This is a genomic window from Lacicoccus kunmingensis DSM 17847, from assembly GCF_059568765.1.
Map to the genome: position 1 here is coordinate 1 of NZ_JCANUC010000008.1, position 17,710 is coordinate 17,710.

A 17,710-nucleotide genomic window follows, 5' to 3' on the forward strand; every position below is an offset into this window, starting at 1 on the left:
GTAACCCCTGGTATCATAAGGTTTTAAGCAGTTTCTTTTATCGCCCGGTGGACCGGACGATGATCCCAAATAGCTCTATGTCTTCTCTACACTACAGCATTTTATACTCAGTCCCTTTAACACTAGTAACTGGATTTAAACCCATCAAAAGGTGATAGGATACGTATCATCTGGTATGCTCCCTTCAAAATTTTCACTTTCCTAGGTGTCTACTTTGAAGAGATCTTTTCTATACCACAAAAAAGAAATGTATCAGTCGAGGATCTGCTCAAAGTATTTGAACGGTATGATTCCGGTGAGTCGTTCCCGTCTATCGTAGAGAAACTCCACAAATATGCACATATATTTCACTAATTTATAAAAAAATCGATGTGTAACTCATAAGTCGTGAATTGTTTTATAGTTCGCTTTAATTACTTTCTTTTCTTTTTATGACATCACTTAAATTAACGATGTTATCTTTGTGATGGATCTCTGTTGTTCCTAGATATCCCTTGTCTAATCCTATGAGGTTTTCGATTTCAAAGCTAAATAAACTCAGTCCATATTTCTGAGATAGATGTGAAATCAAATCGTTACTAGTTATATAGTTATTTTCAATTAATAACTCCACTGCCTGCTTCATTCCGATTGGAGCATTTAACTCTTTTATATCGTCTAAAGGCTCTTTTTTTCTCCAACCCTTACTGCTAATAACTCGTTGTAAATAATGATATGAACCCTCGTTAATAACACCTAGTTTATATGCTCTCATTACCATTGCTCCAATAGAAACGTTCCACTTTTTTTTCAAAATTTTATAGTATTCTAAATTAGACGGGTACATTGAAACATCTTTAATAAATTCTTCTTTTGGTAATAAGAACGCGGCTGCAAAATCATTTGCTTCTTGTTCCATCGTTTTAAACTCTTCTTTACTTAAATCGTTTAAATTTATATATGGATCATGTAATATCTTATGACCTAATTCGTGTGCTAAATCAAATTGCCTTCTATAATAAGATTTTTTATTATTACCCAAAATGATAGAATAATATTCTTTTCCATTAACCTCATGATGGGTACCAAAAGCATCAATTAAGTTATTCTCTAGTGTTAATGATGACAGCACAAAACCTTTTTGTTCGAGTAATAATACAATATTTTTAATTGGTTTATTTCCTATGTTCCATTCATTTCTTAATTTTCTACTTAACACATCCATATCTTCCAAATCGTTCTCAGTAAACTCAGGAACATCCAAATGAGGAAAGTCCACATACTCTTCTAGCAATGTTCTTATCGTGGTTAAATATTTTACTCTGTCATATTGCATTTCTCTAGTTTTTTTGCCAACACTTAATAACGAACGGAAATAAGTATTACCGACTTGTATATCTACAGGTTTTTCATAAAAATATTCTCTGGGAAATTTTAATACTTTTGTTAATTTTACCAACGACTCAAAAGAAGGTGTAGACTTACCATTTTCATATTTAGAAATCATTTGTTTGCTTACATTTAGACACTCAGCCAACTCTGTAATTGTATAACCTCGATAAATCCTTCCTTCTTTTAATCTTAATCCATTAAATTCTCTATTCAACACGTTCTGTTCCTCCTTAATATTCAAAGAGGTAATTAACTATCTTTATCCTCTATTTCATTATCTTCTTCGTTTTCTGGTGTTTTTTTGTCAGCTACTTTTGGATCTGTATCTTTCTTTTTTATATTTTCTTTAATTTTTGGTATAACTAATTCTTCTGTCTCATCATCAATATAGTTAAGAATTGCAATGCTTTCATATTCTCCTTCTTCTTTACTAACATGACTAGACCAATCAGTAGATTCTATGATATTAAAATATTTATCATATAACCTAGCTTCGGCTCCTACAATTCTATTTCCACTTTCTTTTGAAACGATAAACACTACTCGTTGGATATCAAAATAACTCTCACCCAGAACTTTTTGTGCTACTTCTAATCTTTTCATTTCATATTCCTCTGTAGTCGTGGGGAATAGTTTCATTTGATAGTTATTTAATTCTTGTGGTATATCATTTTTAGTAATGAGAGCATGGAAATAATGAATACTTTTTTTGCCAAAGTTCTTAACAATATTTTCAATATTTTTTTCTCTTGTAAACACATATAAATCTTCAGTTTCATCATTTAAAACAGCTACAAAATCCCATGCCCCTCGATTTTTTACTAGTACAATCAATCCACTTTGAAGTGCAGTTACACCAACTCTTTTGAAAATTATATCCCACCCACCAAATTTAGCAAAATTCTTAGTAATGAACTCATGTTCTTGAGCAATTTCATTCGTTATGCTTTTAGTTTCACCCGTAAATGCAGTAATCAAATCTTTTATAGCCGGATTTTCAGTACATAGCTTGCCTACCATCCCATAAATACCCCTTCCTTTTATAAAACTATAACTACATATTACAATAAAAAGTCAACCAAAACAACATATATAGTTAAATTAAGTCATGAATGTCTACTATTCAAATTTGATTACTAAGTGCTACCTTTGATGGCATACTCAGGATATAATAAAGCTAAGTTATTATATATTTATAAGTATTTATAAAGTACGCATTGATTAGTACATTACATTTTGTGTAAAGATATAAAGTAGTAAACGAAAGAAGTGATATAGTGAATCTCCCAACAGAATATTTATCACCTGATGACTTTGAGAAATTTGCCAATGAAATTGCGCGTATTAAATTTGGGAAAGAGATACATGACTTTGGAGAAGGACCAGACGATGGTATAGATGGACTTGATGATACGATAAACCCAACTATTGTAATTCAATCTAAAAGACTTAATCAAAGAACAAGACCATCAAATGTATTAAATAAAATTAAAGAAGAGATTTCTAAAATTAACAGAACTAGTGAAAAATATAACTGGCAATCTATATTTCAATATGTGTTTATAACTAGCACTTCCTTGAATCCTAATACCAGGAAAGAAATTAGAGATTTAAATGTAAATTATATTATATCTGAAGACAATATAATTGATGGGGAAGACTTAAAGTACTTATCTACTCAAGAACAGTATATAGATATATTTAAGAATTATGGATTGGTAAAGAAAGACTTAATAGACCAAATCAGATTTAATAATAGGAAGACTATTCACTCTGAATCACATCAGTATATTAAAGACTTTGATTTAACATATTATGCGGAAACATTTAACCTTAAGAGAGCTTATGAGACTCTAGAATCAAATAGAATAGTCTTCTTAATAGGAGAGCCTGGGGTGGGTAAAAGTACTACTTGTAATGTATTGGGAAAATTATTTTCAAACAGAAAAGATGCTCGGTTCAATGTAATAGAGAGAGACATAGGGGAAATACAAAGCATAATAGATTTATATCATAATAATTTCAAAGATAGCGAAGAAAAACTATTGGTTATTTTTGATGACTTTTTAGGTAGAAACACTTTCGATCGTAATGATTCAGAGTTAAATAAGTTAAAAAGATTTTTACCATTAACTGAAACTACTGAGAATATTTATTTAATTTTTAATACAAGAACTCAAATTATTAATAAAGCTACAGCTAGTAATATTGATTTCGAATCGATAATTAATAAAAGATCAGAACAAAAAGTAACTATCAATATGTCGAATTATAGTAATGAAGATAAAGCACTTATTCTTAGAAAACGTTTCGAAGAACACTATAATCGGTTTAACGACAAGGATAAGGCAATTCTTAAGAATAAATATTCAGAGCTACAAATTAGAAGAAAATATAACGATATTATCAATCATAATAATTTTAACCCAAGGTTAGTAGACCATATTATCTCTAATACGTTAACTAGTAATAACGACTATTTAGAAGATTTTGTTAACACACTAAATAGTCCGAGATCATTATATGATGAATTATTTGAAAAACTTACGAATGAAGCAAAATATTTTTTAATCAGTCTTACCATGTTTGATAACCAACCAGTAGATTTATCAGAAAGTAAGAGAGCTTATGATTTCTTGAATTTAGATAGCACTTCAGACATTAATTTCATACTAAAAGAACTTGATGATTCTTGGGTGAAATTTATTATTACAGATGATAATCTCGAAAATAAATATATTGATTTCTCCAATCCATCTGTGCATGATTACATGAATAATAAGATAGAGAATCTCGGCTATATGAGAAAAAAAGTGGTTAATCATACCCTATACTTAAAACAGCTAGTAATGTATCCAGGTGTAGATTTTATATATAAAAAATTAAATAGTAATTACGAGTGTTTCGAAGATTATAAGGAGTTTACTGGAGAAAAATTAATGTCTATTATACTAAAAGATACAATAACTGAAGATGATAAAACTATATTTTCGAACATATTATTGGATTTCAAAGGTTATTTTTATCAATTTGAAGACAAAGAAAAACCAACTGGTAACTGGCTTCGTATTATAAATCAAATAGCTTTACACAGTAATGAGTATTTTAAAAAAACTTTCATTACAGAGTTAGTTTTTGGTAATAATAATGAACTGCTATTATCAAATATACTGAATAATATAGAAAGAGACATTGACGAGATTACTGAATTAATAAATGAATTGATGTATGACATATTTGGAAATTATTTAGAGCAAAACGAGTTAATTGACATGGGAGAAGAACAAACAGGCGTAAATATATTTCAAAGTATATTATCTTACAAAATTGATTTAGTACAATCACAAATAGATAACTTAGAAGACATTGATTTTTATATTGATGATACGTTGGAAAGCCCGGGTTATTTAGAAAATCCTCTTCACATACCGGAGGAAGATATTGATACCATTTCTTATGAGATAGTTGATGAATTAAAAGATGAGATTTATAAAGATATCGATATCTCAGCTTATTTTAGCAAAGTAAGTATAGAATTTGATATACTCGATTTTAGTAATATGGAAAACTATGTATATGACTATATCTTAAATTATCAAGAAAACCATAGAGATGAGTACGAAAATGGATCAACAAAAATAGAAGAAATACATCCAATAAATCAAATTGATGAAATATTAAACAAACCTTTAGAATAAATATTTAGTCTAGAATAATTATTTAATTTTTCTGATAGGATATGGATTATAGATATTTAATCAAATAAGTACAAATAATGAAATACAACCTATAAAGATTTAGCAAGCCGGTCCCCATTATCGAATCCAACAACCTGAATGCAAGGGAATCAATATTTACTCTTCCAACAATAATTTGTACTCTCCCTTACATACTCGATAGAAAAGATGCTGTTCTATGGGAGCGTAAAATATCTTGTGTAAATGAGCAAATAGGAAAAGGGAGCCCTTTTCTTGTAGAATCAAGTCACCACAACAAATCCCAAGAAAAGAGGTCTCCCCTTATGGATCATTTTACATCAGATATTATAACATCAAAAGGAATAAAATATTTACCTCCGGGGATTTCTTTGGGAAACCCTTTAAGTTTATAAAAATCAAATGTTTATGATGCGCGTGCAATTCCATTGACTCCTGATAAATTGAATCGATTACAGCAACTACATAGCAACTCTGCCCTAGTACGGGGAAAATACTATATGAAATGAGTTTTAAATATGCCCGATCATCATCTATTAGTCGATAACCTTACCTCAGTATGGTGGATAGTGCTGATGGCAGCACTCGCACCGATATTTGCACTCATCTCGCGTAAATATGTGCCTGATGTGGTGTGGCTGCTTGCATTCGGAGTCATCATCGGTCCCAACATGCTCGGGCTAGCTGAGCAGACTGAGGCCGTGGCGTTTCTTCGTGAACTCGGTATGGGTTTTCTGTTTTTACTGGCAGGTTTTGAAGTCAGCACCTCCGATATGCGTGCGCGCCAAGGCAAGCATGCCGCCCTCACATGGATAATTTGCGCCGTATTGGGCGTTGGTGCCGGTCTTTTACTTACCGATTTTGATATCCGTGTAGCTATAGTGCTCGCTATCGCTTCCACTTCAACGGCTTTGGGAACATTATTGCCTATTCTGAAGGACTCAGGCGGGATGGATACCCCACTGGGCAGGGCGGCGATGACGCACGGCGCATACGGAGAGCTGCTGCCAATCGTGGCCATGTCATTGTTGCTTTCCGCATTTGCACCGTGGCAGGCCTCCTTGGTCCTGATTTTCTTCGCCATGATTGCTGTTTTCGTAGTCGGCATTCCAATACGATTCATTCGAAGGGTCCCACTGCTTGGAAAAGCTGTTGTATCGGCATCCAATACAACAATGCAAACGACGCTGAGGATGACTGTCTTTGCATTGGTTACTCTAATGTTAGTCACAGCAATATTTGAACTTGATATCGCCTTGGGCGCATTCTCTGCAGGGCTCCTGCTCAACGTTGTATTCCAGACTTTTGATCCGGAGCACGGGGAGGAAATTGCACACAAAGTTGAGATTGTAGGATTTAGCTTCCTGATTCCGATTTTCTTTGTCACCAGCGGAATGGCAATTAACCTCGGTCAGGTACTCGGAGAATGGCAACTTCTGCTGGGATTCGTCGCATTGATTGCGATTGTTCGCGGTTTGGTGGTATTCCTTAGAGAACGTTGGAGCAACACATATTCGGGTATCGAATCATCGAGAGAACAGATTGCTTTAGGCTTATATTCCGCTACCGGACTGCCGATTATCGTAGCGGTAACACAAGTTGCTGCGTCTTCGGAGATCATTGATCAGGTAACAGCTGCTACTATGGTGACCGGCGGGGCAGTGACGGTGCTCATCTTCCCCCTTATCGCAAAACTCATTCTGCCGAAGAGTAGCTGAATATGCATAAAAAGTGGTGAGGGATGTAGTATTTGAGCACGTAGTTCTAGGGATTTTAGACATTGAAAAACACTGAAAAGCGGAGATTGGTATCAATCTCCGCTTTTCTATTTCATTACAATTGTGATTTAATTTATCCCTTACACCCACTACTCGTGATACGCTTCAGCGTCTCACTCTATGATGCAGTTTATTTTCATCTTCTGGTAAACTCTTTTGCAAAACTACTCTTCTGCAGGTTTCAATCTAAATCGATTATAAGTTTGCTTTTTAAATCTGCTAATTGTTCATGTCCTATTAAGTATTTACCAGTTCTTTAAACGAAGCCACAATGAGGACAGGTGACTAAGGGGTCTCTAAAATACTCATAAGCTACTTCCTCGGTCATACTAAAATCTTGAGAGCAATAATCACAATTAAATGTTATATGCTCTGGTAATGTTTCTTCAAAAAAATCTCTCAATTCTAAAATAGGCATATCAAAACCCTCGTGCCGTTTGAGAATCCGGATTAAAAAATTTATATAACTTAACGATCTTGGCATATTTAAAATATCTTCATATAATTTCACACACACCTCCAAACAAAAATCTAACAGAGCAGGCATCTTTTGAAAATAAGATTCCATGAACTCTAACAAATTTTCCTCGTGAGAAAATAGGAAGTTAATATTACCTGGTGTCGTTTTATAGTGTTTGTTCGATGTAACTAGATGAATAGATTGATCCCACATACTCGACATGCTTGATGGAGAAGATTTTTCATATATCAAGTCATAAAGTATCTCTGGATTATAATGACCAGGATCAATATCGTGTTGAGTAGATAATATATTACAAGCTTCTCTTAGTACTTTTAAAATTTCTTCTTTATTGCTTCTTTTCAATTTACTTATATCATAAATAGATGAGTCTTCTCCTTTGAGTAGCTTATAAATTATATCTTCGGGTTTTGTTAATAACCAGCATAGATAGAAAAGGTTATCTTGTAATGGTTTTCTGCTAAGTGAAAATGCAACAACAACTTTCCCTTTTTCAATACATCTAAGAGATTCAAGCATAAAATCTGTTAAATCCACTAGTATCGAGAAAAAGAAATGTGGTTTAAATATTTTTATAACTTCTGCCTTTTTTTGTTTATTTAATAAAAATTCTATGATATCTTCATCTGCTTTTACTTCTTTTAAAAGTTCTCCGTGTAACTGAACTTCCGATAAGTTATATTCATTTGCTTTAAATAATATATCTACTAAAATATCATATTGATAGTACATTAAAATTTGTTTTTTATGATATTCTTTTGGTAGATTTTCATGAATATCAGGTTGAGCCATCTAATCTTTCCTTTCTTTTAAGAAGAGCTATATATTACACAGATTAAATTGTTTTTCATAGCTCCACAGAATAAAATACACTTTTGCATTCTCCAATTTCACAAATTAATGTGGTATCTTTCTCACCGAAATAAGCTACTTCTTATACGATAATTAATTAAAGCATGAGATGTTATAGTTATAGTATAGAGAGTTTTAATAAGATTCATAATGTAAACTGCTAAATACAAAATAAATATATATAATAATTATACTCTGACATACAGGAGAGAAGAATACTATGGAAGTGATATATAATAACGAGAGCCCTTTAATACTGATATGTGAATTCATCAATAAGCATAAATCCATAAACATTTTACATGAACTCATCGACAAACCTGAAAATATAACAATATCTTTTTCAGATAAAAATGCCGTCTCACTTAATACCATCTATTATAATGCCAATGACGTTACTCATGTTTTATGTATTGATGATGATACTCCCACCTTAAAGGACCAACAGAAAGTAGAAGCTGTTCAATTTTTGTGTAATAGATATATTAATTTAATAAAAAAATTTATTTTTAATGAACTCGAAAATAGTGGTAAATTTCTTGATCAAACATTCAAATCATATTCATCCATGCTGATCGGTAGATTCCGTGAACAAATTCTAGAATCCGCAGCCGAAAATTCCAATGATCTATATGAGCCTTTAACAATTGGAGACCAAAATATTACTAAGGAGAAAATCAAGCTTTTCAAAATGGAAAATGTAATGGGTAAGCAAGATAACTCATCAGAAGAAAAAGACTTGCTACATTTAATATGTAAACCATACTTTAAAGAAAAGAATCATACTGATATTGAGGATGATGAAGGGGTTAAAGGGAATAAAAACAGTGATACATTAAAATCATTGACCATCCCAAAGATGTCAGCTATTCAAAGTTTGGAAGATTACAAATGGGACGACCAGATAACTGTAGACAATGATATAAACTACATCGATGCATCCGGATTAAATAATTATTTAGAAAGTTTATTAGACACTCATTTAAAACACCATATTGATAAACTTGGGAGAAAAGGGAAAATTCCCAAACGAAAAATTTATAGTAAGTATGGAGTGACACCTTATCTTATTGGAAGTTCTAACAAATCATCAGAACAGGTTAGACAGTATGATGAAGATATCAAACAAATCGAAGATGAGTTAAATATTTCTCAAGTAATTGTAATTTCATTCTTGATGAATCTCAGATATATGAGTTCGGAAAATAGTTCTAATACTAAAACTAGTCCAGCAGCACGAATACACCAGATTATCACTTCACCTAGTTCAAATATCACTGTCCCACCCGATTTTATAAAGACTCTTCAAGAACTTATTCACACTTATGCCAAGGAAACTTCACTATCTGATGACCCAACTGGTAATAAAGATTCGTCGTCAATAAAATTAATAGAGTCATTTTTGCTTTCACGTTTCGGACTTTCAACATTGAATGAACACAACAATCTTTTAATGTTTATAGATGACCTTCAATACTATGTTAAAGAGTTTATGACACATGGATCTGATTATATTACTTTATTAAATATAGATGCATTAACTTATAAACTAACTTCCGCATACAACGAATGGCTACAGTCAATATGCATAAATGATAAATCAATTGACTATGGAAAACTTTACTATGCTGACATAAAACAACTTCACATTTTATTGAATATCCCGAATCATAAATTAAAACCACTTCAAGACACATTTTTAAATGTATCATATATAAAAGAAAGATTTGATGCTATACATTAACAGAATTTCCCCTACCTTGTACCTCAAGGTAGGGGATTTTTTTACGCTCTAATGAATTAGCATAAGAGTCACATCAAAGAAGAACATCCTTCCAAGCCTTAACTATGAACATTGACAACTGAATAATAAAAGTAAAGAAAGGAATGATAACTTTGAGAAAATTACTACAAGAACATGAAAGTAACGCGTACCGAAGAATGATTGCAAGTGCTTATTCTCAACCACAAGATATATGGTATACCACCGCAGATTTGATATCCCTGATCTCTCATAACTTGGACGGTAATCAGCAGAAATATCTAGGTACCAAGTTTGCATATTATGCGAAGAAGAATTCGCATAAATTTGAAATCATGTTGACAAAAGGCAACAACAAGTATCGAACACGCGGAAAAGATGAATAAAAGTATTGGTCATGCGACTCAAGGGTCGCATGCCAATATTAAATTGATAATGGAGGTTTTTATATGGACCAGCTGAATATTATACAAATTGACAATGCTCATAGCATTTCTGATTTCGATTTTAGAAAAAGTGATTTGATGAGTGGCTACATTATGGATGAACTGATGGAAATGAGTCCAAATATCTTATATACATTTAATACACAAGACTTCCAAGAAAGATACATGGCAGTAGATTATAGTGACGCTGACGATGATCCACACGAGCAAGCGCATAATCTAGATGCATGCTTTCCATTTACAGAAGACTACAAAGAAGATAAGTCATGCTTGTATTTTGGAAATTTCGTACAGGATAAAATTCTTTATACATTTTTCGATTTAATGGATTTAGCTCTTGACCATATTGATCTGTACAACACATTTGTTTTAGTTGATCGGTACTATATACCTTTGAATGAATGGTACCGACACCTGGAAGACCTGGAAAGATTCTTTACCAATACATCGAAACTCTTTAGAGGAGAAACATCTGAAGATCTATTTGGCAGAATTTTTAATGGGAAATCTCTCCAATGGCTTGACACTTTTGCTGAATTAAATCAGTCAGCTAACTTTTATCCAAATCAAGAAGTCTCAAAGTTCGAAGACACTTCCTGTATTTATATCTCTGCTTACAGAGGAGATACTAAGATATCATTGAAAAGCAGACGTTTATCTCAGCTTATAGAAGACCATCCTCATCAAAATAATTTTAAAATATTTTTTGATAACTATTTGTCTTCATCTTCATTTGAAGACGAGATGGTCCAAGAGTTTACTATATTAAAAATAGAAAAAGAAATTGGTAAGGAATTTTTATCCCATGCATTGAAGCCTGGTGTTTTTAAGCTTATGAGAGCTGTCGAAGAAAAAGAAATTACTCACGTTGTGATTGTAGATAAAAATGATTTAGCCGATAAACTCGAGGATCAAAATACTATCCTCGATTACTTATCATCATGTAAAGCTAAAGTTGACATCATGAACGTATGAAAGAATAACTTTTAAAAAATAACGGAGGCACAAAATGCTATTAAAAGAAGACGGATGGTATACAACCGATAAAAACGGCAACCATTATAAAGTTGCACCGCCGATTCAGATTGTTAAAAAGAAAATCAATATGGAAACAAAGGAAAATTTCATCATTATCAATGATGGATATGGAAATGAACATGAAATCACTATGGAAACTTTGAACAGTAAAAATTTCGAGTCTTTAACAAAGTATGGCTTTGCAATCACTCCCGCCAATAAAAATAGTTTATTGAATGAATTAGTGGCACAAACCACTTTTTGTGTTCCAGAATATTTATACAACAGCGTTGGACTGGTTAAAAATTCTAATCAATTATCATTTCACGGTCATGAAATGATTTCTGATAATAAATCGTTAACGGGGAAGTTAGATCCAGAATCCAATTATGACTTAACGCCAAAAGGCACTGTCCAAGAATGGCTTCGAATGTATGAATCTCATGTTAAAGGAACACCGAAGCTAGAACTAGCAGTAACATTAGGTGTATCAGGTATTGTAGTTAGATACCTCGCTCATCAAAGCCTTGATGTCCTTAACCCTATTGTTCATTTTTCAGGTGATTCCAGCACTGGGAAAACTACAGCTGCACAACTAGCTTTATCAATTGCGGGAAACCCTCGTAAAGGTAAAGGTCAATTCAAAAACTGGAATAATACTGACAATGCTTTTTTAGCAACTATCCAAGACAACTTTGGTATTCCAATGTTGTTCGATGAAATTTCGACATACCGTGGTCATAATATCGCACAGTTGATTTATCAATTGGCGGAAGGAAATCCTAGAGGTAGGGCAGGTATTGACGGCAAATTAAGGAAGCAACCAGATGCAGCCACAGTCATTTTCTCAACTGGTGAAACGAATGTTACTGAACACACTACGAACTCCCAGAATACTGGGGTTGGTGTACGTATACTCGAACTGGATGGCGTTGTCACAGAATCTGCTAAACAAGCCACAGCAATCAAAAAATGTATTCTAAAAAACTACGGACATATATTACCGATAGTATCATCAGTGTTACTTAAGAGTGATACTGATGAAGTGGTTGGTATTTTTGAAGACCATCATGAGTATTTTACGGAAACACTTAATGACACTAGCTCAGTCGTTGAAAGAATATCGAATTTTTATGCTGCTATTGTCACCGCCGCAGATATTTTTAACCAAGCAATAATTGAAAAAAAATTGAGTACATCTGACTTGGTAAATCTAGATACTATTAAAAATTTATTGATACAGCATGAAAAGCAGACAGCTGCAAAACGAGATATTGCAGATCAATTTTATGACACACTCATTATGCACTTAATAAAAAATCAACATTTAATCTCTGATCAAAAAGAGGGGTATGCACGTGGACGAGAGACGATTGGTTTTTATGAATATACAGAAACACGTGCCCGTATAAAAGGTAGCTCGGAAGAAGTTAAATACTTCAACATTAAATTACTAAAAAGTGTCTTCGATGATATCATCACAATGCATAATTTTGAAGGACATAAAAAAATACAAACTTCACTCGTGGATAAAGGCTATATTATAAAAAAACTTGACGATCGAATCGCAAGCCAAGAATCCATCCCTACAGATGGAAAGTCGAAACGAGAATCCTTTTATACTATAACGATTCCAGAAGAACACCAAGATTTATTCAATATCGCTGAAACTGTTACTGACAATCCGAATATGAGACTTGTAGATGAAGGGGCACATAAAGATAACCTCACAGAGAATCCTTTCATGAGTATAAAAGAGGATAATGATGACATGGATGCTATTGATGAAGCTCTTTCAGATATAAATTTATAAAAAGAAGAGCTAAGGATCCGCCTTATGTTATGCAAAAATAACCAGCATTATACAAACTAAAATAATAGAAGGAGGAGAAAAGGTCATGATGCACAAAGACATGGATGACTTCATCACTTCATTAGTCAACATTCTCGAATCAGAGATTAAAATTGACGAGGAAGACACAGATTAACTATGATCCAGGAAGGTCTGAATGACCTTCCTTTTAATATACAAAATAAGGTGATGTGAATGAAAAAAGAAGTTATTGCCTACACTAGACAATCATTACACAAACAGGAGCGCGAGTCTTCTACAGTCGCACAAAGAGAGGCGATTGAACAATATAGTCAGCATAAAGGTATAGAAATCAATCAGTATTTCACTGATACTGGGTCGGGAAAAAACATGAACCGAAAAGGCATGAAAGATTTGATAAATAACATCAGATCTAATCAAGTGGAAAAAGTCATCGTTTGGCGAATAGATCGTATTTCAAGGAAGACAGTTGACTTACTGAACTTTTTAAATCTCTGCGAAACGAATGATGTCATCATCGAAAGTGTCAACGACAATATCCTCAGCAGTCATAATGCTATGGATAAGTTTAAAATACAGACTCTAACGATCATAGCAGAATTGCAACGTAACATCATCAGTGAAAATAAACAAAGCGGTCTACGCACCAAGTTCCTACAAGGTCAACCGGTCAGTACGTCTGCACCCTTTGGTTATCGTTACCAGGATGAGCAATTTCATATCGTTCCAGAAGAAGCAGAGACCATCAGAACAGTTTTCAACTTGTATTTAGATGGTCATGGGTACAAGAAAATTTCACAGATGACAAAGCGACGGAACGATTTGATATTTCGCTCGCCACAACAAGTAAGCTATATATTAAAAAATGAAAAATGCACCGGACAATATGTCGGAAAGTATGGACGAATATCAGATATCATACCATCGATTATTTCCCAGGAAACTTTCAAGAAGGCACAAGACATCAGACAGTCCAAGAAAATTCGAACTAAAGCAAAACCGGTGCAAGCCAAGCTTCGTCGAAAAATCAAATGTCCCATTTGTAGTCTCACTATGACAACATTTCATAACCGGAAACAGATAAATTCGACACCATTTTATGTATGCTCCGCCCGTATGAAAGATCAATATGATGATTGTTCGATGCCAGCGATACCAATTAAAAAAATTGAGCACCAAGTCTTACAGTCAATCTTCCAGTTTATTACCTCTAAAGAACAGTTGAAAGAAATACATGCTGAGATTTTAAAGCGTTTAAAGGAAAAGCAGTTGATACAGCGACAACAATCTAATCAACTCCAACAACAACGGGAGAGGCTCATAACCGATCTGGCGAATGGGCGAATCAATATGGACGAATTCAAAACACAGATGGCTACTTTAAATATGAATAATGATGACGATAATGAAACGTTGAACTTAAATGCAGTGACACTAGAAAAAATAATACAGTTAATCAAAACCCAACCAGATGTCAAAGCAGCAATCTGGCCGTTTATAAAGAGTGTCGAAGTGACACGAGATGGGGCACTTGAAGGTGTTTATATCAAAGGTTTTAAGAAGAATATATTAAAATATTCAATGAAGGAGCAGATAATGGATGAACACAGTAACAAACAAGCAGCCGATTAAAGTTGCTATTTATGCACGTGTCTCTACTGAGATGCAATCAAAAGATGGGTTTTCAATCGATGCTCAAGTGGAAACGCTGACCCAACACTGTAAAAAGCTCGGTTACGAAATATATAATGTATATATCGACAAGGGACTCAGTGGCAGTGATATGACAAAACGCCCAAGCTTACAAGCTATGCTAGAAGACAGCAGGCTACAGCGATTTGATAAACTTTACGTCTGGAAACTTTCCCGACTCGCAAGGAATTTACGGGATCTAATTTCAATGGTAGAAACTCTACAGGAACATTCCGTTGATTTTCATAGTTTTTCAGAGCAATTTGAAGTAACCACATCTACAGGCATGTTTATGATGCAGTTGCTGGCGGCAGTGGGAGAGTATGAAAGAAACATCATTATAGACAATGTGAAACTGGGCCAGGAACAGCGCGCCTATGATGGTTATACCAATGGTGCAAGGGTGCTTGGATATGATAAGCCAGAGTCGCCGAGAGAACCTGTTCAGATTAATATCTATGAAGCAGAAATCATACGACAGATATTTGACCTTTATCAAAGTGGCAAAGGATTCCGGGCCATCGCCAATCATCTTAATAAACAAGGATTTAAAACGAAAAAAGAGAAACCATTCAGTATATCAGCCGTTAAATATATTTTAAACAATCCCATTTATGCCGGCAAGGTCCGATTTAATCTGTATTTAGATTACGAAAAAAGAGGCCGAAAAAATAAAAATGAAGACTATATATTAGTTGAAGGCAAACATAAACCCATCATTACCAAAGAACAATGGACATTAGTTCAAAAGCAATTGAAAGAGAGAAGTTATCTACCAAGAGTGCTTGGAAGTGGATCCAACGTAGTTACCGGCCTTTTGAAGTGCCCAAAATGTGGCTCAGCGATGATTGCTGCTAATACCACCAATACTTTAAAAGATGGCACTAAGAAGCGAATCAGATATTACTCATGTCAAAGATTCAGAGCTCAAGGAGCCAGTGTCTGCAGTGCCAATAGTATCCGAGCCGATGATATTGAAGCCGCTGTACAAAAACAAATCTTACTGCTGCTCAATCAACCGCTTGTATTAAAACAAGTCATTAGAGAAGCAAATGAGAGAGCACACCAGCGACAAGTTTCAATCAATAATCAATCACCTCAGCTGGAATCAGATATCGTGGAACTTGGAGCTCAAATCACCAGGCTGCAAGAAGCTTCTAAAGCGGACAACGAATTAAAACTGATTCTCAGTGAACGCGTGGAGCAATTAACAGACGAACTCAATCTTAAAAAAGAGCAGCTAAAAAAAGTGACAAATCAAAAAGTAGATTCCATTGTACCAGATATATATACTGAGAACGATATGGAGAAAGTACTCAAGCGATTAGCGGATTCCTTCAAACAAGAAAACAAAATGCAAATCAAGCAAATGTACTTAGCCATCATTGATAAAATCACCTTCAAAAAAGAAAAAGGGAAACGAAAAATTGACGATTTTACAATATATCTAAAGAAAGATATCGGCACCACTTTACTGGAAAACACAATGGAAGGCGAAGCCCATCAAAATGGGGCTTCGCCTTTATTATATTCAAAAGGTATTATTATAAATAATAAAAATTCAAACTCGTAAACTCGTAAATATTTATGAATATATATAAATAAAAGGCACATATAAATATCCCTATAACTATTCAGTTATATCCTTGAAAAATTGTGAGTTTACGAGTTTATAATTCCAACTCTGAATACCATAGAAATTATTCCTTCTCGCAACATCAGCAATTTCAAATATATATTATTATCTTGATGAATCATAAGAAAGGAGGATAGAAGAAAACAAAAAAACTTTAGCAAAACTCGTAAATATATATGTATATATATTTAATAAAGGGACATTTACACCTTTGAAATATTCAGACGCATCCCTTAAATTTCACGAGTTTGCGAGTTCAAAAAGGAGGAGTAAAAATCATGAAGCAACAATTGAAAGAGTATATGAAGAAGTACTATGATAAGCAGCCTGATCTGTGGTTGTCTGAAGCATTCACACTCTCGTGCGAAGAAACGTTCCATAAGAACGAGCATCAGCAATTATTTGATGGCAAGGAGTTAACGCACGAACTGTACTATTATAGTGCAGATGATGAGCCGATATTCCCCTTTGAAGTCTATGACGAGCAAACGCTCATCGCTTTCGGTTACATGATTGAGGATCAGCAGAACATTTTGTACTTACAGCATAATAACGACATAATTATCAATCAATTATAGTCTCAACTTCACATTCTGAGGTTGAGATTATTTTTATCTAAAAAATAAATGGAGGCATATATATGCAAGAAACATTACGTATACCAATGAATCGGTTATATCAAAAATTTGTGCAAGACGTTGAAGTAAAAAACGATGTCATTAAGAGCCCTGAAGATGGATTAAATATTGTTAAAGACTTAATTGGCAATGCTGATAGAGAAAACTTTGTTGCGCTAAGTTTAAATACTAAAAATAAGGTAATCAGCCTCGACATTTCGCATGTTGGGAGTTTGAATCAATGTACAGTACACCCCAGAGAAATTTTCAAAAATTCAGTGCTATCCAATGCTGCATCTATATTTCTCGCACACAACCATCCCTCGGGCGATACGATGCCTTCTAATGAAGATATTGAGTTCACTAAAAGATTAGTCGATGCAGGAGAAATTTTGGGAATTGAAGTGCTCGACCACATCATCGTCAATCATCAGGAGGAATATTGCTCAATGAAAGAGATCAACATCATTAATTAGGGGAGGATGATTATGAAATGGATGCAGTATAC

General features: G+C 33.8%; 12 protein-coding genes. 9 read left to right on the top strand and 3 right to left on the bottom strand.

Going from position 1 to position 17,710, the window contains the following annotated elements; all coding sequences use genetic code 11:
* Positions 1–409: 409 nt before the first annotated feature.
* Together BO48_RS09090 and BO48_RS09095 are read right to left on the bottom strand one after the other, a co-directional pair.
* Positions 410–1,588: a helix-turn-helix domain-containing protein gene (locus tag BO48_RS09090; RefSeq protein WP_496367138.1), complete on the bottom strand. Its 1,179-nt coding sequence runs from the start codon at positions 1,586–1,588 to the stop codon at positions 410–412.
* Positions 1,589–1,620: 32 nt separating this feature from the next.
* Complete coding sequence (locus BO48_RS09095; protein WP_496367139.1) at positions 1,621–2,391, bottom strand: DUF5986 family protein; 771 nt, start codon at positions 2,389–2,391, stop codon at positions 1,621–1,623.
* 257 nt (positions 2,392–2,648) lie between these two features.
* Between BO48_RS09095 and BO48_RS09100 the strand changes: the two genes are divergently transcribed.
* Positions 2,649–5,069, top strand: coding sequence for an nSTAND3 domain-containing NTPase (locus tag BO48_RS09100; protein ID WP_496367140.1), 2,421 nt, complete (start codon positions 2,649–2,651; stop codon positions 5,067–5,069).
* 593 nt (positions 5,070–5,662) lie between these two features.
* Positions 5,663–6,805, top strand: coding sequence for a cation:proton antiporter (locus BO48_RS09105; protein ID WP_496367141.1), 1,143 nt, complete (start codon positions 5,663–5,665; stop codon positions 6,803–6,805).
* A gap of 316 nt (positions 6,806–7,121) precedes the next feature.
* Here the strand turns inward: BO48_RS09105 and BO48_RS09110 are convergent, their stop codons facing one another.
* Positions 7,122–8,138 carry a hypothetical protein gene (locus BO48_RS09110; RefSeq protein ID WP_496367143.1) on the bottom strand — a complete coding sequence of 339 codons (1,017 nt, stop codon included), beginning with the start codon at positions 8,136–8,138 and terminating at the stop codon, positions 7,122–7,124.
* Positions 8,139–8,418: 280 nt separating this feature from the next.
* On the opposite strand from BO48_RS09110, the gene BO48_RS09115 reads away from it, so the two are divergent.
* The 7 genes from BO48_RS09115 (at position 8,419) to BO48_RS09145 (ending at position 17,678) form a co-directional block, all read left to right on the top strand.
* The gene (locus BO48_RS09115; RefSeq protein WP_496367144.1) at positions 8,419–9,942 is read left to right on the top strand and encodes a hypothetical protein; all 1,524 of its coding nucleotides are present in this window, start codon (positions 8,419–8,421) and stop codon (positions 9,940–9,942) included.
* A gap of 467 nt (positions 9,943–10,409) precedes the next feature.
* Positions 10,410–11,381: a hypothetical protein gene (locus tag BO48_RS09120; protein ID WP_496367145.1), complete on the top strand. Its 972-nt coding sequence runs from the start codon at positions 10,410–10,412 to the stop codon at positions 11,379–11,381.
* Between the two features lie 34 nt (positions 11,382–11,415).
* Positions 11,416–13,236, top strand: a complete 1,821-nt coding sequence (locus tag BO48_RS09125) for a DUF927 domain-containing protein (RefSeq protein ID WP_496367146.1) — start codon at positions 11,416–11,418, stop codon at positions 13,234–13,236.
* Between the two features lie 234 nt (positions 13,237–13,470).
* Entirely contained in the window at positions 13,471–14,889 is a 1,419-nt protein-coding gene (locus BO48_RS09130) for a recombinase family protein (RefSeq protein WP_496367147.1), read from the top strand.
* Positions 14,858–16,522, top strand: coding sequence for a recombinase family protein (locus BO48_RS09135; protein ID WP_496367148.1), 1,665 nt, complete (start codon positions 14,858–14,860; stop codon positions 16,520–16,522). Before BO48_RS09130 ends, BO48_RS09135 begins: the two co-directional genes overlap by 32 nt.
* A 341-nt stretch (positions 16,523–16,863) precedes the next feature.
* A complete protein-coding gene (locus BO48_RS09140; protein ID WP_496367149.1) occupies positions 16,864–17,163 on the top strand; it encodes a hypothetical protein in 300 nt (99 codons plus the stop codon).
* Positions 17,164–17,225: 62 nt separating this feature from the next.
* Positions 17,226–17,678: a JAB domain-containing protein gene (locus BO48_RS09145; RefSeq protein ID WP_496367150.1), complete on the top strand. Its 453-nt coding sequence runs from the start codon at positions 17,226–17,228 to the stop codon at positions 17,676–17,678.
* The last annotated feature ends 32 nt before the right edge of the window (positions 17,679–17,710 follow it).

Coding starts and splice junctions, on each gene's coding strand:
- BO48_RS09110 (WP_496367143.1), bottom strand. CDS start 8,138: ATGGCTCAACCTGATATTCATGAAAATCTACCAAAAGAATATCATAAA.
- BO48_RS09140 (WP_496367149.1), top strand. CDS start 16,864: ATGAAGCAACAATTGAAAGAGTATATGAAGAAGTACTATGATAAGCAG.
- BO48_RS09095 (WP_496367139.1), bottom strand. CDS start 2,391: ATGGTAGGCAAGCTATGTACTGAAAATCCGGCTATAAAAGATTTGATT.
- BO48_RS09125 (WP_496367146.1), top strand. CDS start 11,416: ATGCTATTAAAAGAAGACGGATGGTATACAACCGATAAAAACGGCAAC.
- BO48_RS09120 (WP_496367145.1), top strand. CDS start 10,410: ATGGACCAGCTGAATATTATACAAATTGACAATGCTCATAGCATTTCT.
- BO48_RS09130 (WP_496367147.1), top strand. CDS start 13,471: ATGAAAAAAGAAGTTATTGCCTACACTAGACAATCATTACACAAACAG.
- BO48_RS09145 (WP_496367150.1), top strand. CDS start 17,226: ATGCAAGAAACATTACGTATACCAATGAATCGGTTATATCAAAAATTT.
- BO48_RS09105 (WP_496367141.1), top strand. CDS start 5,663: ATGGCAGCACTCGCACCGATATTTGCACTCATCTCGCGTAAATATGTG.
- BO48_RS09115 (WP_496367144.1), top strand. CDS start 8,419: ATGGAAGTGATATATAATAACGAGAGCCCTTTAATACTGATATGTGAA.
- BO48_RS09135 (WP_496367148.1), top strand. CDS start 14,858: ATGAACACAGTAACAAACAAGCAGCCGATTAAAGTTGCTATTTATGCA.